This is a genomic window from Achromobacter sp. ISS7 (genome assembly GCF_056523125.1).
This window is the reverse complement of record NZ_JAWRZD010000001.1, coordinates 4614572-4641051: the sequence shown is the minus strand read 5'-3', so window position 1 is coordinate 4641051 and position 26480 is coordinate 4614572. Positions and strand designations below refer to the sequence as shown.

Sequence of the window (26480 nt, the reverse complement as noted above, 5' to 3'; positions counted from 1 at the left end):
CCCTTCAAGGGGCCTTTTTTCATTCGCCGCACGGGGATATCCACGCTCACCGCCCCGGCCGCGCCTTCAGGTCCGCCATTTCCTCCTGCATCAGCTGGTGCGCATAGCGCGAAAACACGCTGACCAGCCGGGTGCGGGTGTGGTACGGCGGGTACAGCAGCGCCACCGTGACCGGCACCGCCGGACTGAACGGACGCACTTCGACGCCGTTGGCCTCGTATTCCTCGCGCGCGGCCAGCGGGTTGATCAGCGCCACCCCCAGGCCGGCGCCCACCAGCGCACAGACCGACGAGCCCAGGCCGGCCTCGGCCACGGTCTGGCGCTCGACCTTGGCGGCCTTGAAGACCGCGTCGATCTTCTCCCGCAGCGGCGTGGCGCTGGGGAAGGCGATGAAGGGTTCGCCGGCGAAATCGGCCGGCTTGAGCTTTTTCAGCTTGGTCAGCCGGTGGCCCTTGGGCAGCACCGCCACGCAGTTCATGGTCAGCACCGGCTCGACCTGGATGCCGGGGCTGTCGCCCGACAGCATGGCCAGGCCGGTGTCGCAGAAGCCCGAGCTGATCCAGTTGTGCACCGCGCTGGCGTTGCCGGAGTGGATCGACACCATGACGTCGGGGTATTCGGTCTTGAAGGCGGCCACGATGCGGGCCAGCAGGCCGCCGGCCAGGCGTGGCATGGCGGCCACGCTCAGGCGGCTGGCGCTGAACGAGCGGATGCTGGCCGCCGCCGATTCCAGGCCGGCCAGGCCGATGAAGGTCTTTTCGACCTCCTGGAAGAAGCGCGAACCGTCCTGGGTGGGGGTCAGGCGGCTGCCGTTGCGGTCGAACAGGGGAAATTGGGTGATTGCTTCCAATTGCGCTATTAAGCGGCTAACGTGCGGCTGCGAGGTATGCACTCTGCGTGCCGCGGCGGTCATGGATCCGGTCATCATGACGGCTCGGAAAGCCTCGATGTGTCGCAAGCCCATTCGTGTAATGGCCATATCAAATCCGTATAGAGGAATACCCGATTGGAACTGGATAAAACCATAACGCTAGTTGATACTTTTTGCCAGCCGCGGGGCTCATCGCGGGACGCGGCGGGTCGTATGCAATCCGGCACCGCTGTTCGTGAACATAAGCACGCGCCGCTCGACCGGCGCCAAGGGAATAAGATGAAAGCATTTGCCGCGATTTCGGTCGCCGCCGCCCTGTTCGGCAGCGCCGCCGCCCACGCCGAAGGCCCCAGCCGCCTGGACAAGATCCGCGACACCGGCGTGATCACCATCGGCCATCCCGAGACCTCCGTGCCGTTCGCCTACCTGGACGGCAACCAGAAGCCGATCGGCTACACCGTCGAGATCTGCCAGGAAATCGCCCAGCACATCAAGACCGCGCTCAAGCTGCCCAAGCTGGACGTGCGTTACAACCCGACCACCTCCGCCACGCGTATCCCGTTGCTGGCCAACGGCACCATCGACCTGGAGTGCGGCAACACCACCAACAACCTGGAACGCCACAAGCTGGTGTCGTTCGCGCCCACCACGTTCGTGGCGCAGGTGGTGCTGGTGGCGCGCAAGGACGGCGGCGTCGACCCGAACAACCTGGCCTCGTTCCGCGGCAAGTCGATCGCGGCGCAGGCCGGCGGCCAGACCTTCAAGCTGATTTCGCGCTTGAACGCCGAGGGCAACCTGGGCATCACCATGGCACCCACCAAGGATACGGCGGAAACGCTGCTGATGGTTGAATCGGGCCGCGCCGCGGGTTCGGCCAACGACGACGGCATCGCCTATGGCGTGGTGGCTTCGTCCAAGAACCCCGACGCCTTCGTGATCGGCACCAAGGGCCTGGAACTGGCGCCCTACGGCATCATGCAGCCCAAGGACGACCCGGCCTTCAAGAAGGTGGTGGACGACGCCGTGCTGGACCTGATGAAGAGCGGCCGCGTCGCGGCGATCTACGACAAGTACTTCAATTCCCCGATCCCGCCCAAGCAGATCAACCTGAAGTACCCGATGAGCGACGCGCTCAAGCGCGCCCTGGCTCATCCGACCGACTCCGGCGACCCCAAGGCCTACGAGTAAGCCGGTCCGCCGCCGCGGCCCCTCGCGGGCCGCGCGGCGACGCGCTAAACCGGGCGCCGGCCGCCGGCGCCCGTTTCTTTAGTTGTCCACAGGTCCTCAAAGCATGAATTACAACTGGAGCTGGAGCGTCTTCCTGGAGATGTCGCCCGACGGCGTGCATACCTTCCTGCAGACCATCCTGATCGGCGTGGGCTGGACCCTGGCGCTGGCCCTGACGGCGTGGGTGTTCTCGCTGCTGCTGGGCTCGTGCCTGGGCGTGATGCGCACCGCCTCGTCGCGCCTGGCCAACGCGGTTGGCGCGACCTACGTCGAGATTTTCCGCAACGTGCCGCTGCTGGTGCAGATGTTCCTGTGGTATTTCGTGCTGCCCGAGCTGCTGCCGCACGCCTGGGGCCTGGCCATGAAGCAGATGCCGCAGCCGTGGGGGCAATTCCTGCCGGCGGTGCTCTGTCTGGGCTTCTACGGCTCGGCGCGCGTGGCCGAGCAGCTGCGCGCCGGCATCCAGTCGCTGCCGCGCGGCCAGTTCCAGGCCGGCACCGCGCTCGGCCTGACCGAAAAGCAGGTCTACCGCTACATCATCCTGCCCGAGGCCTACCGCATCGTGCTGCCGCCCCTGACCTCCGAGTTCATGGGCACCATCAAGTATTCGTCGGTGGCGCTGACCATCGGCCTGCTGGAACTGACCGGCCAGACCCGCTCGATGGCGGAGTTCAGCTTCCATATCTTCGAGGCGTTTTCGGCGGCGACCGTGATCTACCTGATCCTGAATGGCATGGTGGTGCTTGGCATGCGCCTGCTTGAACGCCATGTGGCGGTTCCCGGCCTGATCGGCGCGGCGACCAAGAACGGACGCTAGGAATCGACATGGGCAAATTCGATTTCGACGTCATCGGCAGCGCGCTGCCGTACCTGTTCCAGACCGGCATGACGTTCACGCTGACCCTGACGCTGCTGGCGGCGGTGATGGGGCTGGTGCTGGGCACGCTGCTGGCGATGATGCGCCTGTCGCGCTACCGGATCCTGTCGGTGCCGGCGGGCATCTACGTGAACGTGATGCGTTCCGTGCCGCTGCTGCTGGTGATCTTCTGGTTCTACTTCCTGGTGCCCTACATCGCCGCCTGGATCGTGGGTTCGCCCACGCCGCTGCGGGTGGGGGCGTTCAACTCGGCGGTGGTCACGTTCACGCTGTTCGAGGCCGCGTACTTCTGCGAGATCATGCGCGCCGGCATCCAGTCGATCGCGCGCGGCCAGGTCTCGGCCAGCATGGCGCTGGGCCTGAACCACTGGCAGGGCATGCGCTACGTGATCCTGCCGCAGGCGATCCGCAACATGGTGCCGGCGTTGCTGACGCGGGTCATCATCCTGTTCCAGGACACCTCGCTGGTGTACGTGCTGTCGCTGACCGACTTCCTGGGCGCGGCGTCCAAGATCGGCCAGCGCGACGGCCGGCTGGTGGAACTCTATCTCTTCGTGGCGGTGGTGTATTTCGTGATCTGCTTCACGGCATCCCGTCTGGTCAAACGGCTGGAAAAGCGCGTCCGGGTGCTGCGCTAGGCGCCCAGGTTATCCACAGGTCCAACGATGCAACTCTCTTCGAAACCCCCGATGATCGAGATCAAGCAGGTCAGCAAGTGGTATGGCGATTTCCAGGTACTGGATGATTGCAGCACCACCGTTGGCCGCGGCGAGGTGGTGGTGGTGTGCGGTCCCTCCGGGTCGGGCAAGTCGACGCTGATCAAGACCGTGAACGCGCTGGAGCCCTTCCAGAAGGGCAACATCGTGGTCAACGGCATCGAGGTGGGCGATCCGCGCACCAACCTGCCCAAGCTGCGTTCGGTGGCCGGCATGGTGTTCCAGCACTTCGAGCTGTTCCCGCACCTGTCGGTGACCGAGAACCTGTGCCTGGGCCAGATGAAAGTGCTCAAGCGCGGCAAGGTCGAGGCCCGCGCCCGCGCGCTGGCGCTGCTGGAGCGGGTCGGCCTGTCGGCGCACAAGGACAAGCACCCGGGTGAGCTGTCCGGCGGCCAGCAGCAGCGCGTGGCGATCGCCCGCGCCCTGTCGATGGATCCGGTGGTGATGCTGTTCGACGAACCGACCTCGGCGCTGGACCCGGAGATGGTCAACGAGGTGCTGGACGTGATGACCGACCTGGCCGGCGAAGGCATGACGATGATGGTGGTGACCCATGAAATGGGGTTTGCCCGCCGCGTCGCCGACCGCGTGATCTTCATGGACGGCGGCAAGATCGTCGAAGACTGCCCGAAGGATGCGTTCTTCGGCGATGTAGAGGCGCGCGCCCCGCGCACGCGCCAGTTCCTTTCCAAAATTTTGCAGCACTGATAGCCATGAGCCAGCGGATCTCCGTCGACCCCTCCCACCCGCTCGTCGACCTGCGCAGCGACACGGTCACCCACCCCACCGAGGCCATGTACGAGCGCATGCGCACGGCGCCCATCGGCGACGACGGGCTCGATGGCGACCCCAGCGTGCGGGCGCTGGAAGCGCACGTGGCCACCCGCCTGGGCAAGGAAGCCGGGCTGTTCGTGCCCAGCTGCACCATGGCCAACCTGCTGGCGGTGCTGGCGCAGACCCAGCGCAACGAGCAGGTGGTGCTGGAGTCGGCGGCGCACATGTACACGTCCGAGCGCGGCGCCGCCACGTTCACCGGCCTGTTCTACCAGGGCGTGCCCGGCACCGACGGCGCGATGGACCTGAACCGCCTGGAAGACGCGATGCAATCGGGCGGCCACAAGCTCAAGACCTCGCTGGTGGCGATGGAGACCTCGCACAACAACGCCGGCGGCGCGGTGCTGCCGCTGGATCACATGCAGGCGGTATACGGCATGGCGCAGGCCTGTGGCGTGCCGGTGCACCTGGATGGCGCGCGCCTGTTCAACGCCGCGGTGGCGCTGGGCGTGGCGCCGGCCGAGATCACCCGCCATGCCGATACCGTGTCGCTGTGCCTGTCCAAGGGCCTGAGCGCGCCGGTGGGCGCGGTGCTGACCGGTCCGCGCCAGGTGATGGCGCGGGCGCGGGTGCTGCGCCGCATGCTCGGCGGTACCCAGCGCCAGGCCGGCATCATGGCCGCGGCCGGGCTGGAAGGCGTGCAGACCATGGGCGACCGGCTGGTCGAGGACCATGCGCGCGCCCGCCGCCTGAGCGACGGCCTGAACCGCCTGGACCCGGTGCTGTCGGCCACGATGCCGCAGACCAACATCGTGCAGGTCGAGACCGCCGACACCGGCATGACCAACGCGCACTGGGTCACGGCGCTGGAAGCGGCGGGCCTGCTGACGCGTCCGTGGGGCCGCACGCGGCTGCGCTGCGTGACCCACCGCCACATCGGCGACGAGGACATCGACCGCGCCATCGAGGCCTTCAAAAAAGTGCTGGCGAGCCGCTGATCCGCCGTTTCGCGGGGGCGGGCGATGCGATAATGCGGGATGTCCGCCGCTACCCAACTTTCCAGGAAAGACTATCTCTGCGCCCTGACGGTGGTGGTGATCTGGGGCCTGAACTTCGTCATCATGAAGATCGGCCTCAAGGGCCTTTCGCCGATGATGCTGGGCGCCCTGCGCTTCGCCCTGGCCGCCTTCCCCCTGGTGCTGTTCGTGCGGCCGCCGCGCCTGCCGTGGCAGTGGATCGCCGCCTACGGGCTGGTGCAGGGGCTGGGCCAGTTCGGCCTGCTGTTCACGGCCCTCAAATTCGGCATGCCGGCGGGCATGGCCTCGCTGGTGATCCAGACCCAAGCCTTTTTCACTTTGCTGCTGGCCGCGCCGGTGCTGCGCGAACGCGCGCGTCCGCATCACTGGCTGGGGCTGGGCGTGGCCGCGCTGGGGTTGGCGGTGATCGCCGCCGGCCGTGGCGAGGGGCCGGGCCAGATGACCATGCTGGGGTTCGTGCTGACGCTGGGCGCCGCCTCGATGTGGGCGGTCTCGAACATCATCGTGCGCCTGGCCAGCCGCAAGGCGCCCGGCTACGACCCGTTCGCGTTCATCGCCTGGAGCAGCGCCGCGCCGGTGCTGCCGTTCGTGGCGCTGGCGGTGCTGGCCGATGGCTGGGACGCGGTGGCGGGCATGATCCTGGGCATCGGCTGGGCCGAGGCGCTGTCGGTGCTCTACCTGGCGGTGCTGGCCACGCTGCTGGCCTATACGCTGTGGACGCAGCTGCTGACGCGCCATCCGGCGGCCAAGATCGCGCCGTTCTCGCTGCTGGTGCCGGTGGTGGGCCTGTGGGCGGCGTCGGCCGCCTTCGGCGAGCGGCTGCAGCCGCTGCAATGGCTGGGCGCGGGCTGCGTCCTGGCCGGCCTGATCATCAACCAGGTCGGCGGGCGCTGGCTGCGCAACCGCTGACCTCATCCTTCCTCCCGCCGCGTCTCCTACCCGCTTTCGGATGAGCGGCGTAGGCCGTGGCGCGCCGCCTACAGCTGTTCGAAATGGGCATACCGCTTGTCGGTGTACTCCCGGCGCGTGACCATCTCGATGACCTCGGCCCCGGGCGGGCCGCGCCGCAGCCATTCCAGCATGTGATCGACCTGGTCGGGCGTGCCCTGCACCAGGGCCTCGACCGTGCCGTCCAGCATGTTCTGCACCCAGCCCTTGGCGCCCAGCAGGTGCGCGCGCCGCACCGCCGCATGGCGGTAGCCCACGCCCTGCACGGCGCCGCTGACGGTGACGTGGACGGTCTCGATATGGGTGTCTTGCATTGGTTTTCCTTCGGATGATGCGCCGCAGCGCGCCGGTGACCTAGGCGGTTCCGGCTACAGCGGATGGTCGATAGGCCCCTCGGGCATCGAAGCGATACGTTAGAGCACATGTCAAAACGTGCCAACGGGAACACCCGCAAGCAAAGCTTGGAGAAGCCATTATGGAAGAGACCAGTTTGTTGTCGGAAGCAGAAACAGCACGCTATCGGGACCAGGGCTACCTGGCCCTGCCGGACATGTGTCCGCAGGACGAGGTGGGCTACATCCGGCGCACGCTGCTGGAACTGTTCGCGAACAAGACGGGCTACAACGAGGGGGCGCAATACGACTTCATCAGTCGCGACGACCCGTCCAAGCCGGCCAAGTTTCCCAGTTTGCACGATCCGCGCCATTATGCCCCGGGCCTGCTGAAGACCGCCTATCACGAGCGCACGCTGGAGCTGGCGCGCCAGCTGCTGGGCGAGGATGCCGCGCTGTACGGCGAGCACGCGCTGCTCAAGCCGGCGCTGATCGGGCCGGAGACGCCGTGGCACCAGGACGAGGCGTTCCGCTCGCCCGACTTCGTCTACAACGAGCTGAGCATCTGGCTGGCGCTGCAACCGGCCACGCTGGAGAACGGCTGCATGCAGTTCATCCCGGGTTCCAACAAGAGCGAGGTGCTGGAGCATCGCTCGCCGGGCGGCGACAAGACGCTGCATCCGCTCGAATGCTGCGCCGATTTTCCGCGCGACCAGGCGGTGGCCGAGCCGCTGCAGCCCGGCGGCTGCACCGTGCACGATGCGCGCACGCTGCATTTCACGGGCGCCAATACGTCGCCGCAGCCGCGGCTGGCGTACATCCTGATCTACAACACGCCGCCGGTCTACAAGCCGGGACGGCGCGAGTTTCCGTGGCTCGAAGGCCGCTGGACCGACAGCCAGACCCGCAAGAAGGAATGGCATCGCCGCGGCGGCCTGGCGGTGGACGTGCTGCGGCGCCTGCCGGGGGCGCGCCTGACCAGCCCGCGCTGGGTGGCATGGGCCACGATCCGGGCGGTGACCAAGGTCTGGCCGCGCTAGCGGCGGGGGGCAGCGGCCGCGTCGGCAGCGGCGCGAAAGCGGTCGCGATGAAGGGGGAACCGGGGCCGGCAAGGGGCGCTTGCCGGCCCCGGCGCGTATACTGGGCGGCGCCGCGGGGCCTTGCCGCCCGGCGTGAACGGCAGGTGTCTGGACGACGCGTGCGGGTTCGCGCGGGGCCGGTCGTCGCGGGGTCGCGTCCCACTTTCCCCAGAAAAATAACCATGACCGCTAACCTCTCCACGATCACCTGCATCGAAGACCTGCGCGCGATCGCGCGCAAGCGCGTGCCGCGCATGTTCTACGACTACGCCGATTCGGGCGCCTGGACGGAAGGCACGTACCGCGCCAACGAAAGCGATTTCCAGAAGATCAAGCTGCGCCAGCGCGTGGCGGTGAACATGGAAGGCCGCTCGCTGCGCACGACGCTGGTGGGCCAGGACGCGGTGATGCCGCTGGCGATTTCGCCGACGGGCCTGACCGGCATGCAGCATGCCGATGGCGAGATCCTGGCGGCCAAGGCGGCGGCCGACTTCGGCGTGCCGTTCACGCTGTCGACCATGAGCATCTGCTCGCTGGAAGACGTGGCGGCGGCCACCGGCAAGCCGTTCTGGTTCCAGCTGTACGTGATGCGCGACCGCGAATTCGTCGGCGACCTGATCGACCGCGCCAAGGCCGCGGGCTGCTCGGCGCTGGTGCTGACGCTGGACCTGCAGATCCTGGGCCAGCGCCACAAGGACATCAAGAACGGGCTGTCGACGCCGCCCAAGCCCACCATCCGCAATCTCATCAACCTGGCGACCAAGCCGCGCTGGTGCATGGGCATGCTGGGCACCAAGCGCCGCACGTTCGGCAACATCGTCGGCCACGCCAAGGGCGTGAGCGATCTGTCGTCGCTGTCGTCGTGGACGGCCGAGCAGTTCGATCCGCGGCTGAGCTGGGACGATGTAGAGTGGATCAAGCAGCGTTGGGGCGGCAAGCTGATCATCAAGGGCATCCTGGATGTCGAGGATGCGCAGCTGGCGGCCAACAGCGGCGCGGATGCGCTGATCGTCAGCAACCATGGCGGGCGCCAGCTGGATGGCGCGATGTCGTCGATCGCGGCGCTGCCGTCGATCGCGGACGCGGTGGGCTCGAAGATCGAAGTGTGGATGGATGGCGGCGTGCGGTCGGGGCAGGACATCCTCAAGGCGGTGGCGCTGGGCGCGCGGGGCGCGATGATCGGGCGGGCGTTCCTGTACGGGTTGGGGGCTTACGGGCAGGCGGGCGTGACGCGCGTGTTGGAGATCCTTTACAAGGAAATGGATACGACGATGGCGCTTTGCGGGCGGCGCAATATTGAGGTGGGGGATCGGAGTATTTTGTTGCCGGGGACTTATCCCGTCTGAGGGTTTTTTGATTGGCTGGAAGCCGGTGGGTCGCTATGGGCGGCTTGCCGGCTTTTTGCTTTCTTGCTTGTGCGGTTGGTGCTTCGTAGGTCGGCCGGCGCGGCGAGGGGCAGGCGGGGCGCGCCTACGATTGCGGTCCGGAGCGTTCGCTCCGGACTGCCCCTTCGTCATCCTCGTACAGGCCTTCGGCCTTCCCTACGGATTCCCTCGGGCGCATCTACACGGCGCGCCCCGCCTGCCCCTCGCCGCGCCGGCCTGCGTGTGTCGAGCGTTGTGGCGTTGCTGGGTTGGCGGGGCATGCGAAAGGCTTGTTTTGCCCGTCACTGGCGGCTGCGCGGGCAGCCGGCAGTGACATACGCGGTGTCTTGGGGGGCGCGATGTGCGCTGCGCGGTGTTGACGCGGGGCTTGTAGTGGTCCGGCCGTGGGTGGGGAGAGAGGGTGTTTTGGCCGGGTGTCTTACTCGCGGTTGCCTGTGCCCAGGAACTGGCTGGGGCGGCGTAGCGCCGGGTCGAAGGGGTTGAGTTGGGCGCTGATGCCGGCGGCTTCGCGGCGCAGGATTTCCACGATCAGGGGGAGGCGTTCGTCGCTGATGCGTTCGACGGGGGCGGCGATGCTGAGGGCGGCGACGGTGACGCCGTTGGGGTCGTGGACGGGGACGGCCAGGCCGGCGATGTTGGGGAAGATGCCCTGGCCCTTGCTGCGGGCGTATTGGAGTTCCTGGCATTCCTTGATGCCGGCGCGCATCGAGATTTCGTCGACGAAGCCCAGGTGGTGCAGGCGCGGGATGTTGAAGCGCAGGACTTCCTCGCGTTCGGCTTCGGGCAGGTTGGCGAGCAGCAGCAGGCCGCCCTGGCCCAGGCCGAGCGGGACGCGGCCGCCGATGTCGCCGGTGTGCGAGCGCACCGGGAAGGCGCCGTCGATGCGGTCCAGGCAGACGGCGTCGAAGCCGCTGCGCACCAGCAGGAAGATGGTGTCGTTGAGCATGCCGCTCAGGCGCAGCATGACGGGGCGGTAGATCGAGCGCAGGGTCGACTGGTGGTTGCCGGCGGCCGCGGCCAGGGAGAAGAAGGCGACGCTGAGCTGGTAGCCCTTGCTCTGGGCGGGCTGTTCGACCATGCCTTCCTGCACCAGGCCCTGCAGCACGCGGTGGACGGTGGCCTGGGCCTGGCCGGTGCGGGCGGCGATGTCGGTCAGGCGCAGTTTTTCGCCCTTGGCGTCGGACAGGACGCGCAGCACGGCGAAGGCGCGTTGCAGCACGCCCTGGGCGCCGGCGTCGTCGGCGGGTTCTGATTTCTTCATTATTCAATTCCGATAATCAAAATATGTTGCTGTATTTTTATCAGGAAATTCAGCTATACGGAAATAATACTTAGAAAATTCGATTCTTCGGAAAACCCTAATTGACCGGCCTTTTCGGCGACTCCTAGACTGCCCTGCATCGATTGCTTCGCGGGGGTCTGCCTCGCGCACTGCTCCTCACCGGGCACGGGGTTTGGAATATGTCATTTCTGCGGTTGGACAACGTCTCCAAGAATTACGGCGACCTGCGGGTCGTCTCGGACCTGAACCTGGCGGTCGAGAAAGGGGAATTCGTGTCCTTGCTGGGGCCGTCGGGCTGCGGCAAGACCACCACGCTGCAGATGATCGCGGGCTTTGCCGACGTCACGCGCGGCAGCATCACGCTCGATGGCCGCGACATCACGCATGCCAAGCCGAACACGCGCGGGCTGGGCATCGTGTTCCAGAGCTATGCGCTGTTCCCGCACCTGACGGTGGCGGACAACGTCGCGTTCGGACTGAAGATGCGCAAGGTCGAGCGCGCCGAGCGCCAGGCGCGGGTGCGCGAGGCGCTGGCGCTGGTCAAGCTGGACAAGCACGCCGACCGCTTTCCGCGCGAATTGTCGGGCGGCCAGCGGCAACGGGTGGCGCTGGCGCGCGCGCTGGTGATCCGGCCGCCGGTGCTGTTGCTGGACGAGCCGTTGTCGAACCTGGACGCCAAGCTGCGCGAAGACATGCAGTTCGAGCTGCGCAGCATCCAGAAGCAGATCGGCACCACCACCGTGATGGTGACGCACGACCAGGCCGAGGCGCTGTCGATCAGCGACCGCGTGGTGGTGATGCAGGACGGCCGCGCCACGCAGGTGGATGCGCCCTATCGCATGTACGAGCATCCGCAGAGCGAATTCATCTCGCGCTTCGTCGGCAAGACCAACCTGCTGCCGGGCCGCGTGACGCGCTGCGGCGCGCAGGCGGAGGTGGAAACCGGCGCGCTGCGCGTGCTGGTCGACGGCGCGGGGCTGCGCCATGGCGACAGCGTGCAGCTGTCGCTGCGCCCGGAAAAGCTGGTGCCGGTGCCGGCCGGCCAGGGCAAGCTGTCCTGTGTGGTCAGCACGCGCTACTTCCTGGGCAGCCAATGGATGTACGGGCTGGATTCGCCGGTGGGGGCGCTGACGGTGCTCACGCCCAACGACGGCCGCCGGCCGCACGACGATGGCGACCAGATCGGGCTGGACTGGGCCGAGGGCGTGCTGCGCGTGCTGCCGGTGGCGGCCGCCGCCGAAGAGGCCTGACATGGCGACGCTGACCCGACCCGGCGCCGCCAGCGCGCCCAAGCCGCACACCGACGGCCTGCTGGCCATCCTGGGCTCGATCCCGCTGGCGATCGTGTTCCTGACGCTGGTGCTGACGCCACTGGCGTTGACGCTGGTGCTGTCGTTCCGGCCGTTCGACTACAGCGCCGGCATCCTGCCCGGGCATACGTTCGAGCACTACCTGGCGGTGGTGACCGACGGCTATTTCCTGGAGATCTTCTGGCGCACGTTCTGGATCGCGGGCGTGACCACGCTGATCTGCGTGCTGATCGGCGCGCCCGAGGCCTACATCCTGTCGCGCATGGGCAAGCCGTGGCGCTCGATCTTCCTGCTGGTGGTGCTGTCGCCGCTGCTGATCTCGCTGGTGGTGCGCGCCTTCGGCTGGAGCATGCTGCTGGGGCCGGGCGGCGCCATCGGCCGCGCGGCCGCGGCGCTGGGCCTGGGGCCGCTGCTGTACACGCCCACCGCGGTCATCATCGGCCTGGTGCACGTGATGCTGCCGTTCATGGTGATTCCGGTGTGGACCTCGCTGCAGAAGCTGGATCCGACGGTCGAGCACGCCGCGTTGTCGCTCAACGCCTCGCGTTTCCAGACGCTGCTGCGCATCGTGCTGCCGCAGGCCATGCCGGGCATCCTGTCGGGCAGCCTGATCGTGTTCGGGCTGTCGGCCAGCTCGTTCGCGATTCCCGCGCTGCTGGGCGGACGGCGCCTGAAGATGGTGGCCACCGTGGTCTACGACGAGTTCCTGACCGAACTGAACTGGCCGCTGGGCGCGGCCATCGCCATCGTGCTGCTGGTGGTCAACGTCGTCATCATGATGGCCTACAACCGCGTGGTGGAACGTTCCTACCGGCGCAGCCTGGGTTGAGCGAGGACAGCGATCATGCAGAAAAACGGTCCCTTCGCCCTGGCCTTCAATGCGCTGGTGGTGCTGTTCGTGCTGGCGCCGCTGGCCATCGTGTGCCTGGTGGCGTTCACGCCCGAGTCGACGCTGACGGTGCCGACCACGCAGTTCTCGCTGCGCTGGTTCCACGCGGTGTTCGAGCATCCCAACTTCATGCAGGCGTTCAAGAACAGCCTGTGGCTGGCGTTCCTGTCGGCCAGCATCGCCGTGTGCCTGGCGGTGCCGGCGGCCATCGCCATCACGCGCTACCGCTTCCCCGGGCGCGACGCGCTCAACGGCCTGTTCCTGTCGCCGCTGATGATTCCGCACCTGGTGCTGGGCGTGGCGCTGCTGCGCTTTTTCGCGCTGCTGGGCACCACCGGCAGCTTCGGCTGGCTGGTGTTCAGCCACGTGGTGGTGATCACGCCCTACGTGATGCGGCTGGTGATCGGCGCGCTGGTGGGCTTTGACCGCTCGGTCGAGCACGCCGCGCTGTCGCTGGGCGCGAGCCGCGCCACCGTGTTCTTCCAGGTGACGCTGCCGCTGATCATCCCGGGCGTGTCGGGCGGCTGGCTGCTGGCGTTCATCAACAGTTTCGACGAGCTGACCATGTCGGTGTTCATCACCGCGCCGTCGACCATCACGCTGCCGGTGCGCATGTACATGTACGCCACCGAGTCGATCGACCCGATGATGGCCGCGGTGTCGGCGCTGGTGATCGGCCTGACCGCGGTGACCATGCTGCTGCTGGACCGGGTGTACGGCCTGGACCGCGTGCTGGTGGGACAGAAATGACGATCAAGCCGGGTACGCAACGGGAGACCCCGCCATCATGGCAATACTGAAACGCCTGGCCGAAACGGCCCGGCCCCCTGTCGCCTTTACGCTCGACGGCAAGCCGTGCACCGCGCTGGCCGGCGATACCGTGCTGACGGCGGTGTTGACGCAGGCCGAGCGCCTGCGCGTGTCGGAATTCGGCGGCGGCCCGCGCGCCGGCTTCTGCATGATGGGCGCCTGCCAGGACTGCTGGATGCAGCGCGAGGACGGCACGCGGCTGCGCGCCTGTTCCACCTATATCGAGGCGGGCATGCGTCTGCGCAGCACGCCGCTGCGCGCCGAGCAGGTGCCGGGCACGCTGGCCGCGGCCGCGGAGGGCGGCGCATCATGAAGCTGATCCTGCCCGTGATCGTGGGCGCCGGCCCGGCCGGCATCCGCGCCGCGCAGACGCTGGCGGCGCAAGGCCTGCGGCCGGTGGTGCTGGACGAGGCGCCGCGCGCCGGCGGCCAGATCTATCGCCAGCCGCCGCCAGGCTTCGCGCGGCCCAAGGCGGCGCTGTACGGCTTCGAGCATCGCAAGGCCGACGCCCTGCACCGCAAGATGGATGAACTGGCGCCGCGGCTGGACTACCGTCCCGGCAGCCTGGTGTGGAACGCCGAGGGCAAGACGCTGGATGTGCTGCGCGATGGCCAGAGCACGCCCGTGCCCTACACCCACCTGATCCTGGCCACCGGCGCCACCGACCGCGTGCTGCCGTTTCCGGGCTGGCTGACGCCGGGCGTGTACACGCTGGGCGGTTCGCAGGTGGCGTTGAAACACCAGGGCTGCGCCATCGGCGAGCGGGTCGTGTTCCTGGGCACCGGCCCACTGCTCTACCTGGTCGCCTACCAATACGCCAAGGCCGGCGCCCGCGTCGCCGCGGTGCTGGACACCTCGCGCTTCGCCGACCGGCTGGCCGCGTTGCCCGGCATGCTGCGCGCGCCGCGCCTGCTGGCCAAGGGGCTGTACTACATGGCCTGGCTGCGCGCGCATGGCGTGCCCATGGCCAGCGGCGTGCGGCCGGTGCGGGTCGAGGGCGCGGCGCGCGTCGCCGGACTGGTCTACCGCCAGGGATCGCGGCAGCGGCGGGTGGATTGCGACGCGTTGGGCTACGGCCTGTCGCTGCGTTCCGAAACGCAGCTGGCGAGCCTGGTGGGCTGCCAGTTCGCCTTCAACGTCCGCGACCGTGGCTGGACGCCGCGCCTGGATGCGGCCGGGCGCAGCAGCGTGGCCGGCGTGTACGTGGCGGGCGATGGCGCCGGCATCGGCGGCGCGGACGCGGCCGAGCTGGCCGGCGAGCGCGCCGCGCTGGCCTTGCTGGAGGATGCAGGGCATGCCGTGCCGGCGGCGCGTGCGCGCGAACTCGAATCGCGCCTGGCCGCCAACGGCCGGGTGCGCGACGCGTTGGAGCGGGCCTTTCCGTTTCCCGAGGATTGGGCCGCCGACATCGCCGACGACACCGTGGTGTGCCGGTGCGAGGAAGTCACCGCGGGCACGCTGCGCGCCGTGATCCACGCCACCGGCGCGCACGAACTGAACCGCCTGAAGGCGTTGACGCGCGTCGGCATGGGCCGCTGCCAGGGCCGCATGTGCGGCGCGGGCGCGGCCGAGGTGCTGGCGCATGCGTGCGGCGCCGGACCCGACGCGGTCGGCCGCCTGCGCGGCCAGCCGCCGGTCAAGCCCATCCCCGTGGATATCGTCTGCCTGGACCGTTCCGGAACGCCCGCGCCATGACCGAACGCATCGAAACCGAAGTCGCCATTCTCGGCGGCGGCATCGTCGGCGGCAGCGCCGCGCTGTTCCTGCGGCGCCAGGGCGTGCCGGTGGTGCTGCTGGAAGCCGCGCTGTGCGGCGCTCGCGCCAGCGGCGTCAACTACGGGGGCGTGCGCCGCCAGGGCCGCGGCCTGGAGCAGATGCCGCTGGCGCGTCGCGCGCACGAACTGTGGGGCCAGCTGCCGCAGCTGATCGGCATCGACGGCGAGTACGTGCGTTCGGGCCACCTGAAGCTGGCGTGTTCCGACGCGGATCTGCAGGCCCTGCACGCCTATCGCGCGCAGACCCGCGGCTTCGGCATGAACCTGGAAATGCTGGACCGCGCCGCGCTGGCGCGGCGCTTCGGCTGGTTGGGCGCGCACGTGGTGGGCGGCTCGTTCTGTCCCGAGGACGGCCACGCCAACCCGCGCCTGGTCTCGCCCGCCTTTGGCCGCGCGGCCCGCGCGCTGGGCGCAGACGTGCGCGAATCGACCCGCGTCACCGAAGCGGTCCATGACGGCGACCGCTTCATCCTGCGCGTCGGCGATGCGCTAGAGGTGCGTTCGCGCTTCCTGCTCAATTGCGCCGGAGCGTGGGCCGGACGCTTCGCGCAGGACTTCGGCGAGACCGTGCCCGAGACTTCCATCCATCCGCTGATGATGGTGACCGAGCCGCTGCCGCTGTTCATGGATGTGAGCCTGGGCATGCAAGGCGGCGGCATCTACGCGCGCCAGGTGGCGCGCGGCAACTGCGTCATCGGTGGCGGCCGCGCCGTGTCGTCCGGCCCCGACTATGCCCGGCCCGGCCGCGAGGCGCTGGGCACGCTGATGGCCAACGCCGAACGCCTGCTGCCGCCGCTGCGCGGCGCGCAGGTGATCCGATTCTGGACCGGGGTGGAGGGCAACATGCCCGACCACAATCCCGTGCTGGGCCCCAGCGCCACCGTGCCGGGCCTGTTCCATGCCTTCGGCCTGTCGGGCGCGGGCTTCCAGATCGGCCCCGCCGTGGGCGAAGTGCTTTCCGAACTGGTCGTGAACGGCCGGTCTTCCATTCCCATCGACGCCTTCGGCATCGGACGATACACGGGGGCCGCTCACGGCGCCGTGGCTCGGTTGGGGCCTGTTCGTGAGCAAACGCTGGAGTCACCATGAAGCACAACAAACAGGGCGTTCGCCGCCCGTCCAAGGGGAAGTGGTTGCTGGGCCTGGCGCTGGCCGCGCTGTCGGCGGGCGCCATGGCGCAGCAGAAGACGCTGTACGTCGGCATGAACGGCGGCGACATGGAACGCGCCTTCACGCAGTACGTGTTCCCGGATTTCGAGAAGGCCAACAACGTCAAGGTCGTGGTGGTCCCCGGCACCTCCACCGACGTGCTGGCCAAGGCCCAGGCGTTCAAGGACAAGCCGCAGATGCACGTCATGTTCCTGGACGACGGCATCATGGCGCGCGCCATCTCCATGGGCCTGTGCGAGCCGCTCAATGACGATCCGGTGCTCAAGGATCTCTACCCCACCGCCGTCATGAAGGACCGCATGGCCGCCGGCATCGACATCGGCATGACCGGGCTGGGCTACAACACCCGCCTGTTCAAGGACAAGGGCTGGGCGCCGCCGACCTCGTGGATGGACCTGGCCGATCCCAAATTCAAGGGCAAGGTGGTGTTCCAGTCGGCCTCGGGCAGCACCTTCGGCCTGCACGGCTTCCTGATGTTCAACCGCATCCAGGGCGGCAACGACCAGAACACCGAGCCCGGCTTCAAGCAGTGGCCGTCGACCATCGGCCCCAACGTGCTGGAATACATTCCCAACTCGGCCAAGCTGGCCGAGATGATCCAGTCCAACGAAGCCGCCATCTTCCCGCTGACTCCCACCGCCATCGCGCGCCTGAAGAAGCGTGACATTCCGGTGGAATACGCCCAGCCCAAGGAAGGCTCGGTGATCCTGATGGTGGCCGAGTGCGTCATCGCCAAGAACAGCGAACCGGAGCTGGCGCAGAAGCTGGCGCTGTACCTGCTGTCGCCGCAGGCGCAGGCCAAGGCACTGGAAATGGGCGGCCATTTCCCGTCCAATAAGAACGTTCAACCGCCGGCCGGCAGCGAAGAGGCGCTCAAGCGCTTCCAGGGCTACATGGCCAACGCCAAGATCCTGGACTGGGACCAGATCAACGCCACCCGTCCCGCCTTCAACGCGCGCTGGAACCGCACGGTCGAACGCTGACGACAGGCGCGCCGCGCCGTTCGCGACCTCGTGCGTCGCGGGCGGCCGCGGCGCCGATCACCCAGGGCGCGCGCGCCCGCAATGGAGTAAGCGAGGCATGCGGCTCATCATCAGGTCTGGCGGCGAATCGGCCATGCAGGAATGGCGCGAGCAATTCAGGGTGCACGCGCCCGATCTGGAGATCGTGAGCTGGTACGACGACGTCGACCCCGCCTCGATCGACTACGCCCTGGTGTGGGCGCCCGACCACGGCCGCCTGGCCACCTTCCCCAACCTCAAGCTCATCATCAGCGCCGGCGCCGGCGTCGACCACATCGTCTCGGACCCCGCCTGGCCGCGCCACCTGCCCATCGCCCGCATGGTCACGCCGCGCACCGAGACCGAGATGGCCGAGTTCGTGCTGACCAGCGCCCTGATGCTGACGCGCGACCTCAAGCGCGCCATCGACCAGCAAACCCGCCGCCACTGGGAGCTGTACGACTCGCTGCGCGTGGCCGCCGACGTGCGCGTCGGCATCATGGGCCTGGGCCACCTCGGCATCGCCGCCGCCCGCCTGCTGGCCAAGGTCGGCTTCCCCGTCAGCGGCTGGTCACGCGGCGCCAGCACCCTGCCAGACGGCCTGCCGTCCTACGCCGGCCCCGACCAGTTCCCCGCATTCCTGTCCCGGACCGACCTGCTGGTCTGCCTGCTCCCCGCCACCGAAGCCACCCGCGGCATCCTCAACCGCGACACCTTCGCCCACCTCCCCCGCGGCGCCAGCCTCATCAACGCCGGCCGCGGCACCCACATGGTCACCCAGGACGTCCTCGACGCCCTCGACTCCGGCCACCTCCACCAGGCCCTCCTCGACGTCTTCGACCCCGAACCCCTGCCCCCCGAGTCCCCCCTCTGGACCCACCCCAGCATCATCATCACCCCCCACTGCGCCGCCATCCCCGACCGCCAGGAACGCGCCCGCCACACCGCCTGGCTCATCACCGCCAACGAACGCGGCGACCCGCTCCCCAACATCTACGACCCCACCCGCGGCTACTGAAAACCCCGCAAAGCACTTATCCACAGCCTGCGCGTTCCGCAAAAAAAGCGAAGCCCTGTGGACAACCCGCTTAAGCCCCCAGCGCCCGTCAAGTGAAAGCAACAAGAGCCCGGCGCGCCGTCGCATGGGGGTGCGGGGCGTGTAGATGCGCCCGACGGAAACCGTAGGGAGCCGCAGGCGGACGAGGTTGAGTATGGGGCAGTCCGGAGCGAACGCTCCGGACCGCAATCGTAGCCCCGCACCCCCATGCGACGGCACGCCGGGCGTCTAAAGAACCCCACACCCCACCAGCAAACCAACAACTGTCCAACAGAAAAAAACCGCAAAATCTGCAAACCACGCCCGCCTACATTAGCTCCCCAAGGAGCCACCCAATTGAAACCCCAAACTCGCACCACGTACGCCCACCGCCTGGACCCCGTCCTGCGCTGGCTGGCAAGCCACCCCGACGCCGACCCCGACCTGTACCGGTTGGCCGACCTGGCTTGCCTCTCGCCCTACCACTTCCACCGCGTCTACCGCGCCGTGATGGGCGAAACCGTGAACGCCACCGTGCAACGCATCCGCATGCACCGCGCGGCCGTCTCGCTGGGCAGCACCGGGGATTCCTTGCGTGACGTCGCGCAGCGCGCCGGCTATGAGTCGGACGCTGCCTTCAACCGCGCGTTCGGCGCGACCTTCGGCATTTCGCCGGGGCGCTACCGCGCGACCCGCTCCCGACCCTTCGACCCCAAGGAGCTAGGCATGTATCCCATCACCATTGAAACCTTTCCCGGCGCCGTGCTGGCCGCCCTGCCGCATCACGGCAGCTATCAGGAAATCGGCCCGGTCTTCACCCGCGCCTTCATGCTCGCCGCCAGCCGCGGCCTGGCGCGTCCCGAGGCCATCGGCTTCGGCGTCTACTTCGACGATCCCGAGCAGGTGCCGCCGGCCCAGCTGCGCTCGATGGCCGGCATGTCGGTCGCGCCCGACGCCGAGCTGGGCGACGAACTGGAACGCTTCGAGATTCCCGCCATCCGCTGCGCCATCCTGACCTACACCGGCCCGTACAACGAGATGGACAAGCCCTACAACTGGATGTTCTCGGAATGGCTGCCCGGCAGCGGCAGGGTGCCGGCGGACTTTCCCATGTTCGAGCAGTACCTGAACGACCCGCGCACCACGCCGCCGGCGCAGTTGCAGACGCGCATCTGCATGCCGTTGAAATAGGCGTCGCACGCCGCGCGACGGCCCGCAAGGCGGCGCCGCCGTGCGCGGCATGGGCGCGGCGGCCCTGATATCGAGGGCCGCCGTTACCCCAGCACGCCCGCCAGGTACTGCCGCAACCACGCGTGCGCCGGATCGTCCTGGTAGCGCTCGTGCCAGTACAGCGACACGGTGATCGCCGGCAGGCTCAGCGGCGCCTTCAGCGTCACGATGCGCGCACTGCCCGACATGGCCTTGGCGATGCTCACGGGCATCGTCGCGATCAGGTCCGAGGCCTCGACGATGAAGGGGCACACCATGTAGCTCGACAGGGTCGCGACGATGCGGCGGCTGCGGTTCTGCCCCATCAGGATGCGGTCGATGGCCTTGCTGAAATAGCGCGTGTGGGCCGCCAGGTCCAGGTGCCCGTAGCTCAGGTAGGCATCCAGGTTCCAGCGCTTGCGCAGACAGGGATGGCCTTCGCGCACGATGCACACCGCCGGTTCCTGGTACAGGAAACGCGTGCGCAGGTCCGGCGCCGGATCCGGGAAGTAGCCGGCGATCAGTTCCACATGATTGGTGTCCAGCATGCTCAGGCCGTGCTGCGGCCGCGCCGGCACGATCAGCAGCTGGAAGTGCGGCGCATCCACCGCCAGGCGCGGGATCAGCTTGGGCAGCAGCGTGTACTGCACGTAGTCGGTGGCGTAGAACGACAGGCTGCGGGCCGAGTGAGCCGGGTCGAACACCTCGCGCGTGCGGGTGGCGCGGCGCCAGCTTTCCAGCAGCGGCAGAAAGCCCTGGTGCAGTTCGTGCGCGCGCTGCGTCGGCTGCCACGCGCCGCCCTCGCGCACCAGCAGCGGATCGCCGAACAATTGCCGCAGGCGGTTCATCGCGGCGCTCATGGCGGGCTGGCTGATGCCCAGCTGTTCGGCCGCGCGCGACACGTTGCGGCAGCCCATCAGCGCGTCGAAATGCAGAAGCAGATTCAGGTCCGGATTCTTCACCGCCGCCCACCTATAAATGGCATCTATACCAATATAAACCGCCAGGACTGCTGGCGTGCGCCCGCCGGGCCTAGGATGTTCCCGTTGTTGCAGTGAACCCGAGGCAACGCCTCTCAGGTCCGACATCCATGATCGGGCCGCAAGGAAGTTCTATCAACAAGGGGAAGTCATGAACGCAGCGTTCATTCGCAGTTGCTGTCTTGCATTCGGGGCGGCCGCGCTGGCCGCCGCCGCGCTACCGGCCCGCGCCGAGTGGCCGGATAAAGTGATTCGCATCGTGGTGCCGTTCGCGGCGGGCGGCTCGACCGACCTGATCGCGCGCAAGATCGCCGAGGGCCTGGGCCAGCGCCTGTCGGCCAACGTCATCGTCGAGAATCGTCCCGGCGCCGGCGGCACCGTCGGCACCGAGTACGTGGCGCGCCAGCCGGCCGACGGCTACACCATCCTGATGGGCTCGGTCAGCACGCACGGCAGCGCGCCCTGTGTGTACACCAAGCTGCCGTATGACGCGCTCAAGGATTTCACGCCGCTGACCGTGGTCGCCACCATTCCCAACGTCATGTCGGTGAACAAGTCGGTGCCGGCCAGCAACCTGCAGGAGTTCGTGGCGCTGCTCAAGAAGGAGCCCGAGAAGTATTCGTTCGCCTCCAACGGCCAGGGCACCTCCAACCACCTGGCCGCCGAGCTGTTCAAGAGCACGGCCGGCGTGTCCATGGTGCACGTGCCCTACCGCGGTTCGGGCCCGGCGCTGATCGACCTGGTGGGCGGCCAGATCAACATGATGATGGACGTGGTGATGACGTCCTATCCGTACATCAAGGACGGCAAGATCAAGGCGCTGGCGGTGACCTCGCCGCAGCGCTCGCCGATGCTGCCGGACGTGCCGACGGTGGCCGAGTCCGGCTATCCGGGCTACGAGGCCATGGTGTGGTTCGGCATGCTGGCGCCCGCCAAGCTGCCCGAGCCGCTGAGCGCCAAGCTCACCGACGCGCTGGTGCAGACGCTGCACGCGCCCGCCATGAAGACCTATCTGGAGCAACAGGGCGCGCAGGTCTCGGACGTGGCCGGCCCGGCCTTCGGCACCATGATCAAGAGCGAAATCGACAAATGGTGCGGCGTGGTCAAGCAGGCCGGAATCAAGCTGGACTGAGCGCGGCCGCGCCCTTCTTTTCTTTCAGGGAAGCACAAGCATGTATCGCATAGGGATAGACGTCGGAGGCACGTTTACCGACTTCACGATGATCGACGAAGATCAAGGCATCGTGCATTTTCACAAGGTGCCGTCGACACCGTCGGATCCATCGGAGGCCATCGCCACCGGCATCGGGCAGATGCTCAAGGACCATGGCGTGTCGCCGTCGCAGGTGTCGCACGTGGGCCACGGCACCACGGTGGCGACCAACCTCATCATCGAGCGCAAGGGCGCGCGCGTCGGCCTGATCACCACGCAGGGCTTTCGCGACGTGCTGGAGATCGGCCGGCAGACGCGGCCGCACCTGTACGACTACAGCGTCGGCAAGCCGCCGGTGGCGGTGCCGCGCGAGTTCCGCGCCGAGGTGGGCGAGCGCGTCAATGCGCAGGGCGAGGTGCTGACGCCGCTGGATGTGGACGCGGTGCGCGCGGCGGCGCGGCGCTTTGCCGCCGCCGGCATCGACGCGGTCACGGTCTGCTTCCTGCATGCCTACCGCAACCCGGCGCACGAGCAGCAGGCCGCGCGCATCGTGGCCGAGGAAATGCCGGACGCCTACATCAGCCTGTCATCGGAGGTGCTGCCGGAATTCCGCGAATACGAGCGCCTGTCGACCACCGTGCTGAATGCGGCGGTGGGTCCGAAGATGGCGCGCTACCTGGAACGCTTCCTGCAGCGCGTGCGCGAACTGGATATCGGCCACGAACCGCACACCATCCATTCCAACGGCGGCCTGATGTCGATCGCCACGGTGCGCCAGTATCCGGTGCGTACCTGCCTGTCGGGGCCGGCCGCCGGCGTGGTGGGCGCGGCCGCGGTGGGCCGCGCCATCGGCAGCCTGAACCTGGTGACGTTCGACGTCGGCGGCACCAGCACCGACGTGTCGCTGATCTGCGATGGCCGGCCGCTGTTCACCTCGCATCGCCAGGTGGCGGGCTATCCGGTGAAGACGCCGATGGTGGACATCCACGTGATCGGCGCGGGCGGCGGCAGCATCGCCTGGCTCGACGACGCGGGCGCGCTGAAGGTCGGGCCGCACAGCGCCGGCGCGGTGCCGGGGCCGGTGGGCTATGGCCGCGGCGGCACCGAGCCGACCATCACCGACGCCGAGATCGCGTTGCAGCGCCTGAATCCGGTGGCGCTGCTCAACGGCCGCATGCCGGTGCACGCCGAGGCCGCGCGCCAGGTGATCGACGAACGCGTGGCGCGGCCGCTGGGCCTGACGCGCGAGGCGGCGGCCGAGGGCATCCTGCGCATCGCGGCGGCCAACATGAGCCGCGCCATCCGCGCCGTGTCGACCGAGCGCGGCTACGACCTGTCGCAGTTCGCCCTGTATGCCTACGGCGGCGCGGGGCCGTTGCACGCGGTCGAGGTGGCCGAGGAATGCGGCATCCCCACCGTGATCGTGCCGCAGGAGCCGGGCACCATGTGCGCGCGCGGCATCCTGCTCAGCGACATCTCGTTCGACTTCGTGCGCAGCGAGATTTCGCTGGCCGGCGCCGACACCTGGAGCGGCGTGTCCCGCATCTTCGAGAGCCTGCGCGAGCAGGCCGAACGCTGGCTGGAAGAGGAACGCGTGGAGCCGGCGCTGCGCCTGTACCGCAGCGCCATCGACGCGCGCTACGAGGGCCAGAACTTCGAGGTGCAGGTGGCGCTGGACGACACCGGCGCGGCCGGCTACGCCGAATTCGCGCGCCGTTTCGCCGAGGCGCACGAGCGCGAGTACGGCTACACCGTCGACGACCGCAAGGTGCAGATCATCAACTGCCGCATGCAGGCCGTGGGCCAGGTGGTGAAGGCGCCGCTGGCGCCGCGCCAGGTCGATGGCACGCTGGACGGCGCTCGCATCGGCGAACGCCGCGCCTATTTCGGCGAGCGCCACGGCTGGCTCGACACGCCGGTCTATGACCGCGACCGCGTGCCCACCGGCGTGCGCTTCAGCGGCCCGGCGCTGCTGGAGGAAATGAGCTCGACCACCGTGGTCGGCGCGGGCCAGGACGTCGAGGTCGACGCCTACGGCAACCTGATCATCCGTTTGCAAGGAGGCTCCCATGCGTGAAGCCCAAGAAACCCGTCAAGCCCGGCAAGACACCGGCGTGGCGCTGGCCGACCCGGTCGGCATGGAGGTGTTCTGCAACCGCCTGCTGTCGATCACCGAAGACATGAACAACACGCTGGTGCGGGCCTCGTTCTCCACCAACATCAAGGAACGCAAGGACTGCTCGGTGGCGCTGTTCGACGCCGCCGGCCGGCTGGTGGCGCAGGGCACGCAGATTCCGCTGCACCTGGGCTCGCTGGACGGCGCCATGGGCGCGATCCTGCGCATGTTCGCGGCCGACGAGATCCGCGACGGCGACGTGTTCATCTGCAACGACCCCTACCTGGCCGACGGCAGCCACCTGCCCGACATCAACATCGTCACGCCGGTGTTCTGGGAAGGCACGCTGCGTTTCTTCGCCGCCAACATCGCCCACCATTCGGATGTGGGCGGCGCGGTGCCCGGCTCGATCGCCGGCGGCCTGAAGTCGATCTTCGAGGAAGGCATCCGCATCCCCGCCTGCCGCATCGCGCGCGCCGGTGAAGTGGACGAGGACATGCTGCGCCTGATCTGCGCCAACACCCGCGACCCGGAGGAACGGGTGCTGGACCTGCGCGTGCAGATGGCCACCAACCGCCGCGGTGCGGCCGCGGTGCAGGGCCTGATCCGGCAGATGGGCCTGGCGGCGGTGTTGCGCTCGGTGGACGACGTCATCACCTATACCCGCCGCCGCCTGCTCAACCGCATCGGCGAACTGGCGCAAGGCAGCTACACCTTCCGCAGCGATCTGGACGATGACGGCATGGGCGGCGATCCGGTGCCGATCCAGGTGACGCTGACCGTCAGCCGCGACCGGCTGCATTTCGATTTCGAGGGCTCCGGCAAGCAGGCGCGCGGCGCCATGAACCTGCCGTTCAACGCGCTGCGGGCCTGCGTGTACTACGCGGTCAAGGCGCTCCTGGATCCGGACCTGGCGCCTAACGCCGGCCTGTTCGATCCGATCAGCGTGTCGGCGCCAATGGGCACCATCACCAACCCCGAACACCCGGCGGCGGTGGGCGCGCGCTCGATCACCGCGCAGAAAGTGGCGGGCGCGATCTTCGGCGCGTTCCGCGGCCTGCTGCCGGCGGAAAAGACCATGGCGTCCAGCAACGACTGCTGCCCGGCCATCGTGTTTTCGGGCCGCTGGCGCGAGCGCGCGGGCCACTTCGTCTACCTGGAAACGCTGGGCGGCGGCGCCGGCGCGCGCCATGACAGCGACGGCATGGATGCGGTGCACGTGCACATGACCAATACGTCCAACTTGCCGGTGGAGGCGCTGGAAAACGAATATCCGCTGCTGATGGACGAGTACGCGATGATCCAGGATTCCGGCGGCGCCGGCCGCACGCGCGGCGGCATGGGCATCGCCAAGCAGATCCGCGCGGTCGGGCCCGGCATCGTGTTCTCGGCGCGTTCGGACAGCCACACCGTGGGCGTGGCGGCGGGCGTCGATGGCGGCGCCGATGGCCGCCGCGCCCGCCTGGTGCGCAACCATGGCACGCCGGCCGAAGAGGAACTGTTCTCCAAAACCGCCAACATCGCGCTGGCGCCGGGCGAGAGCGTGCGCATCGAGACGCCGGGCGCGGGCGGCTATGGGGCGCCGGCCGAGCGTTCGCGCGCCCGCATCGAGCGCGACCTGGCCGACGGCAAGATCAGCGCCGCGGCGGCGCGCGCGGCCTACGGCTACGAGGCCCCGGCTACGCCACGTTGAGCGACATCGAGTACTTCATCTTGTCGTGCGGGAAGGTGGTGATGGTGGCCAGCAGCAGCACCCCGCCGCCGCCGTAGTAGCGGCGGGTGATGACAAAGCCCGCCGTCTGCGGCTCGACCTGAAGCTGCCTGGCGATGGCGGCCGCGATGGGCGTGGCCGAGAACTCCTGGTTGACCTCGTGGATGCGGTTGCCGAAGTGGTCCTCGATCAGCCGCAGCAGCGAGATGCGCGGCTGGATGTCGGCGCGCAGGTCGGAATGCGCCGGATCGGCGTAGATCAGCGTGCACGCCACCGGCGTGTCCTGGTCGCCCAGCGTCTTGATGGAGTTGATGTGCAGCCACGACTGGCCGGGCTCGGCGCCCAGGGTCTCGGCCAGCCGCCTGGTGAGCTTGACGGTGCGCACGTCCTGCACCAGCAGCGCGGCATTGCGCGCGTACTGCAGCAGGTCCGGAAACTGCGAGATGCGTTGCGTGAAGCGCGTGCTGGCGCTGGCGGTCTCGACGCGCGTGCCCACCCCCGGGCGGCGCGACACCATGCCGGCCACCGTCAGCATGCGGATGGCTTCGCGGATGGTGTGGCGGCTGGCGCCGAACTGGTCGCACAGCTCGTGCTCGGTCGGCAGCAAGGTCATGACCGGATAGCGGCCGGCGCCGATGTCCCGCGCCAGCTGCTGGTAGATGCTTTTGTAGCGCGGGCCGCCGGCATCGCCGTCCGGCGCCGCGGACTGGCCACGCGCTTCGCGCGCGCCGCCCGCGGCCGGCGCGCGTTCGGAGGATCGGGTCATGGGGTGGCTCCTTTTCTCGTTCTATC

25 protein-coding genes are annotated in these 26480 nt (G+C 68.4%); 20 read left to right on the top strand and 5 right to left on the bottom strand.

Annotated elements, in window-relative coordinates; genetic code table 11:
* Positions 1-46: 46 nt before the first annotated feature.
* Positions 47-979, bottom strand: coding sequence for a LysR substrate-binding domain-containing protein (locus AC1HFW_RS21010; protein WP_006389526.1), 933 nt, complete (start codon positions 977-979; stop codon positions 47-49).
* Between the two features lie 171 nt (positions 980-1150).
* Between AC1HFW_RS21010 and AC1HFW_RS21005 the strand changes: the two genes are divergently transcribed.
* The 6 genes from AC1HFW_RS21005 (at position 1151) to AC1HFW_RS20980 (ending at position 6411) form a co-directional block, all read left to right on the top strand.
* Positions 1151-2059: an amino acid ABC transporter substrate-binding protein gene (locus AC1HFW_RS21005; protein WP_006392145.1), complete on the top strand. Its 909-nt coding sequence runs from the start codon at positions 1151-1153 to the stop codon at positions 2057-2059.
* A 103-nt stretch (positions 2060-2162) separates the two neighbouring features.
* Entirely contained in the window at positions 2163-2915 is a 753-nt protein-coding gene (locus AC1HFW_RS21000; RefSeq protein WP_035359805.1) for an amino acid ABC transporter permease, read from the top strand.
* An 8-nt stretch (positions 2916-2923) separates the two neighbouring features.
* Positions 2924-3613, top strand: a complete 690-nt coding sequence (locus tag AC1HFW_RS20995; RefSeq protein ID WP_006392147.1) for an amino acid ABC transporter permease — start codon at positions 2924-2926, stop codon at positions 3611-3613.
* Between the two features lie 51 nt (positions 3614-3664).
* Positions 3665-4399: an amino acid ABC transporter ATP-binding protein gene (locus AC1HFW_RS20990; protein ID WP_479285142.1), complete on the top strand. Its 735-nt coding sequence runs from the start codon at positions 3665-3667 to the stop codon at positions 4397-4399.
* A gap of 5 nt (positions 4400-4404) precedes the next feature.
* Positions 4405-5463, top strand: a complete 1059-nt coding sequence (locus AC1HFW_RS20985) for a threonine aldolase family protein (RefSeq protein ID WP_479285141.1) — start codon at positions 4405-4407, stop codon at positions 5461-5463.
* 39 nt (positions 5464-5502) lie between these two features.
* Positions 5503-6411 (top strand): EamA family transporter, encoded by a 909-nt coding sequence (locus tag AC1HFW_RS20980; protein WP_241074666.1) that lies wholly within the window; start codon positions 5503-5505, stop codon positions 6409-6411.
* Between the two features lie 68 nt (positions 6412-6479).
* Here AC1HFW_RS20980 and AC1HFW_RS20975 read toward each other — a convergent pair whose 3' ends face one another.
* A complete protein-coding gene (locus AC1HFW_RS20975) occupies positions 6480-6764 on the bottom strand; it encodes an acylphosphatase (protein WP_479285140.1) in 285 nt (94 codons plus the stop codon).
* A gap of 161 nt (positions 6765-6925) precedes the next feature.
* Here AC1HFW_RS20975 and AC1HFW_RS20970 point away from each other — a divergent pair, with 161 nt between their 5' ends.
* On the top strand, positions 6926-7822 hold the full coding sequence (locus tag AC1HFW_RS20970; protein WP_006392152.1) for a phytanoyl-CoA dioxygenase family protein: 897 nt from the start codon (positions 6926-6928) through the stop codon (positions 7820-7822).
* 221 nt (positions 7823-8043) lie between these two features.
* Positions 8044-9207 carry an alpha-hydroxy acid oxidase gene (locus AC1HFW_RS20965; protein WP_006392153.1) on the top strand — a complete coding sequence of 388 codons (1164 nt, stop codon included), beginning with the start codon at positions 8044-8046 and terminating at the stop codon, positions 9205-9207.
* A 457-nt stretch (positions 9208-9664) separates the two neighbouring features.
* Here the strand turns inward: AC1HFW_RS20965 and AC1HFW_RS20960 are convergent, their stop codons facing one another.
* Positions 9665-10507 carry an IclR family transcriptional regulator gene (locus AC1HFW_RS20960; protein WP_006392154.1) on the bottom strand — a complete coding sequence of 281 codons (843 nt, stop codon included), beginning with the start codon at positions 10505-10507 and terminating at the stop codon, positions 9665-9667.
* Between the two features lie 200 nt (positions 10508-10707).
* Between AC1HFW_RS20960 and AC1HFW_RS20955 the strand changes: the two genes are divergently transcribed.
* The 9 genes from AC1HFW_RS20955 (at position 10708) to AC1HFW_RS20915 (ending at position 19710) form a co-directional block, all read left to right on the top strand.
* Entirely contained in the window at positions 10708-11778 is a 1071-nt protein-coding gene (locus AC1HFW_RS20955) for an ABC transporter ATP-binding protein (protein ID WP_061072864.1), read from the top strand.
* 1 nt (position 11779) lies between these two features.
* Entirely contained in the window at positions 11780-12667 is an 888-nt protein-coding gene (locus tag AC1HFW_RS20950; RefSeq protein ID WP_061072863.1) for an ABC transporter permease, read from the top strand.
* A gap of 15 nt (positions 12668-12682) precedes the next feature.
* Positions 12683-13477 (top strand): ABC transporter permease, encoded by a 795-nt coding sequence (locus tag AC1HFW_RS20945; RefSeq protein WP_061072862.1) that lies wholly within the window; start codon positions 12683-12685, stop codon positions 13475-13477.
* A gap of 37 nt (positions 13478-13514) precedes the next feature.
* Positions 13515-13850 (top strand): (2Fe-2S)-binding protein, encoded by a 336-nt coding sequence (locus AC1HFW_RS20940; RefSeq protein ID WP_061072861.1) that lies wholly within the window; start codon positions 13515-13517, stop codon positions 13848-13850.
* Positions 13847-15232 carry an FAD/NAD(P)-dependent oxidoreductase gene (locus tag AC1HFW_RS20935; RefSeq protein WP_479285139.1) on the top strand — a complete coding sequence of 462 codons (1386 nt, stop codon included), beginning with the start codon at positions 13847-13849 and terminating at the stop codon, positions 15230-15232. Before AC1HFW_RS20940 ends, AC1HFW_RS20935 begins: the two co-directional genes overlap by 4 nt.
* A complete protein-coding gene (locus AC1HFW_RS20930; RefSeq protein ID WP_479285138.1) occupies positions 15229-16401 on the top strand; it encodes an NAD(P)/FAD-dependent oxidoreductase in 1173 nt (390 codons plus the stop codon). The genes AC1HFW_RS20935 and AC1HFW_RS20930 overlap by 4 nt, the downstream gene beginning before the upstream one ends.
* Positions 16398-17465, top strand: a complete 1068-nt coding sequence (locus AC1HFW_RS20925) for an ABC transporter substrate-binding protein (protein WP_198486148.1) — start codon at positions 16398-16400, stop codon at positions 17463-17465. Before AC1HFW_RS20930 ends, AC1HFW_RS20925 begins: the two co-directional genes overlap by 4 nt.
* 97 nt (positions 17466-17562) lie before the next feature.
* Positions 17563-18501: a 2-hydroxyacid dehydrogenase gene (locus tag AC1HFW_RS20920; RefSeq protein WP_479285137.1), complete on the top strand. Its 939-nt coding sequence runs from the start codon at positions 17563-17565 to the stop codon at positions 18499-18501.
* A gap of 375 nt (positions 18502-18876) precedes the next feature.
* On the top strand, positions 18877-19710 hold the full coding sequence (locus AC1HFW_RS20915) for an AraC family transcriptional regulator (RefSeq protein ID WP_006392163.1): 834 nt from the start codon (positions 18877-18879) through the stop codon (positions 19708-19710).
* Positions 19711-19793: 83 nt separating this feature from the next.
* On the opposite strand, the gene AC1HFW_RS20910 is transcribed toward AC1HFW_RS20915, so the two are convergent.
* Positions 19794-20690, bottom strand: a complete 897-nt coding sequence (locus tag AC1HFW_RS20910) for a LysR family transcriptional regulator (RefSeq protein WP_225856519.1) — start codon at positions 20688-20690, stop codon at positions 19794-19796.
* Between the two features lie 169 nt (positions 20691-20859).
* Between AC1HFW_RS20910 and AC1HFW_RS20905 the strand changes: the two genes are divergently transcribed.
* From AC1HFW_RS20905 to AC1HFW_RS20895, 3 genes are read left to right on the top strand one after another with little or no spacing between them, the layout of a single operon-like run.
* A complete protein-coding gene (locus AC1HFW_RS20905) occupies positions 20860-21840 on the top strand; it encodes a Bug family tripartite tricarboxylate transporter substrate binding protein (RefSeq protein WP_479285136.1) in 981 nt (326 codons plus the stop codon).
* Positions 21841-21880: 40 nt separating this feature from the next.
* Positions 21881-23938, top strand: a complete 2058-nt coding sequence (locus AC1HFW_RS20900) for a hydantoinase/oxoprolinase family protein (RefSeq protein WP_479285135.1) — start codon at positions 21881-21883, stop codon at positions 23936-23938.
* Positions 23931-25670 carry a hydantoinase B/oxoprolinase family protein gene (locus AC1HFW_RS20895; protein WP_479285134.1) on the top strand — a complete coding sequence of 580 codons (1740 nt, stop codon included), beginning with the start codon at positions 23931-23933 and terminating at the stop codon, positions 25668-25670. Before AC1HFW_RS20900 ends, AC1HFW_RS20895 begins: the two co-directional genes overlap by 8 nt.
* Here the strand turns inward: AC1HFW_RS20895 and AC1HFW_RS20890 are convergent.
* Positions 25657-26454 (bottom strand): GntR family transcriptional regulator, encoded by a 798-nt coding sequence (locus tag AC1HFW_RS20890; protein ID WP_479285133.1) that lies wholly within the window; start codon positions 26452-26454, stop codon positions 25657-25659. The two genes, AC1HFW_RS20895 and AC1HFW_RS20890, sit on opposite strands and share 14 nt — an antisense overlap.
* Between the last annotated feature and the right edge of the window lie 26 nt (positions 26455-26480).

Coding starts and splice junctions, on each gene's coding strand:
- AC1HFW_RS21010 (WP_006389526.1), bottom strand. CDS start 979: ATGGCCATTACACGAATGGGCTTGCGACACATCGAGGCTTTCCGAGCC.
- AC1HFW_RS21005 (WP_006392145.1), top strand. CDS start 1,151: ATGAAAGCATTTGCCGCGATTTCGGTCGCCGCCGCCCTGTTCGGCAGC.
- AC1HFW_RS21000 (WP_035359805.1), top strand. CDS start 2,163: ATGAATTACAACTGGAGCTGGAGCGTCTTCCTGGAGATGTCGCCCGAC.
- AC1HFW_RS20995 (WP_006392147.1), top strand. CDS start 2,924: ATGGGCAAATTCGATTTCGACGTCATCGGCAGCGCGCTGCCGTACCTG.
- AC1HFW_RS20990 (WP_479285142.1), top strand. CDS start 3,665: ATGATCGAGATCAAGCAGGTCAGCAAGTGGTATGGCGATTTCCAGGTA.
- AC1HFW_RS20985 (WP_479285141.1), top strand. CDS start 4,405: ATGAGCCAGCGGATCTCCGTCGACCCCTCCCACCCGCTCGTCGACCTG.
- AC1HFW_RS20980 (WP_241074666.1), top strand. CDS start 5,503: ATGTCCGCCGCTACCCAACTTTCCAGGAAAGACTATCTCTGCGCCCTG.
- AC1HFW_RS20975 (WP_479285140.1), bottom strand. CDS start 6,764: ATGCAAGACACCCATATCGAGACCGTCCACGTCACCGTCAGCGGCGCC.
- AC1HFW_RS20970 (WP_006392152.1), top strand. CDS start 6,926: ATGGAAGAGACCAGTTTGTTGTCGGAAGCAGAAACAGCACGCTATCGG.
- AC1HFW_RS20965 (WP_006392153.1), top strand. CDS start 8,044: ATGACCGCTAACCTCTCCACGATCACCTGCATCGAAGACCTGCGCGCG.
- AC1HFW_RS20960 (WP_006392154.1), bottom strand. CDS start 10,507: ATGAAGAAATCAGAACCCGCCGACGACGCCGGCGCCCAGGGCGTGCTG.
- AC1HFW_RS20955 (WP_061072864.1), top strand. CDS start 10,708: ATGTCATTTCTGCGGTTGGACAACGTCTCCAAGAATTACGGCGACCTG.
- AC1HFW_RS20950 (WP_061072863.1), top strand. CDS start 11,780: ATGGCGACGCTGACCCGACCCGGCGCCGCCAGCGCGCCCAAGCCGCAC.
- AC1HFW_RS20945 (WP_061072862.1), top strand. CDS start 12,683: ATGCAGAAAAACGGTCCCTTCGCCCTGGCCTTCAATGCGCTGGTGGTG.
- AC1HFW_RS20940 (WP_061072861.1), top strand. CDS start 13,515: ATGGCAATACTGAAACGCCTGGCCGAAACGGCCCGGCCCCCTGTCGCC.
- AC1HFW_RS20935 (WP_479285139.1), top strand. CDS start 13,847: ATGAAGCTGATCCTGCCCGTGATCGTGGGCGCCGGCCCGGCCGGCATC.
- AC1HFW_RS20930 (WP_479285138.1), top strand. CDS start 15,229: ATGACCGAACGCATCGAAACCGAAGTCGCCATTCTCGGCGGCGGCATC.
- AC1HFW_RS20925 (WP_198486148.1), top strand. CDS start 16,398: ATGAAGCACAACAAACAGGGCGTTCGCCGCCCGTCCAAGGGGAAGTGG.
- AC1HFW_RS20920 (WP_479285137.1), top strand. CDS start 17,563: ATGCGGCTCATCATCAGGTCTGGCGGCGAATCGGCCATGCAGGAATGG.
- AC1HFW_RS20905 (WP_479285136.1), top strand. CDS start 20,860: ATGAACGCAGCGTTCATTCGCAGTTGCTGTCTTGCATTCGGGGCGGCC.
- AC1HFW_RS20900 (WP_479285135.1), top strand. CDS start 21,881: ATGTATCGCATAGGGATAGACGTCGGAGGCACGTTTACCGACTTCACG.
- AC1HFW_RS20895 (WP_479285134.1), top strand. CDS start 23,931: ATGCGTGAAGCCCAAGAAACCCGTCAAGCCCGGCAAGACACCGGCGTG.
- AC1HFW_RS20890 (WP_479285133.1), bottom strand. CDS start 26,454: ATGACCCGATCCTCCGAACGCGCGCCGGCCGCGGGCGGCGCGCGCGAA.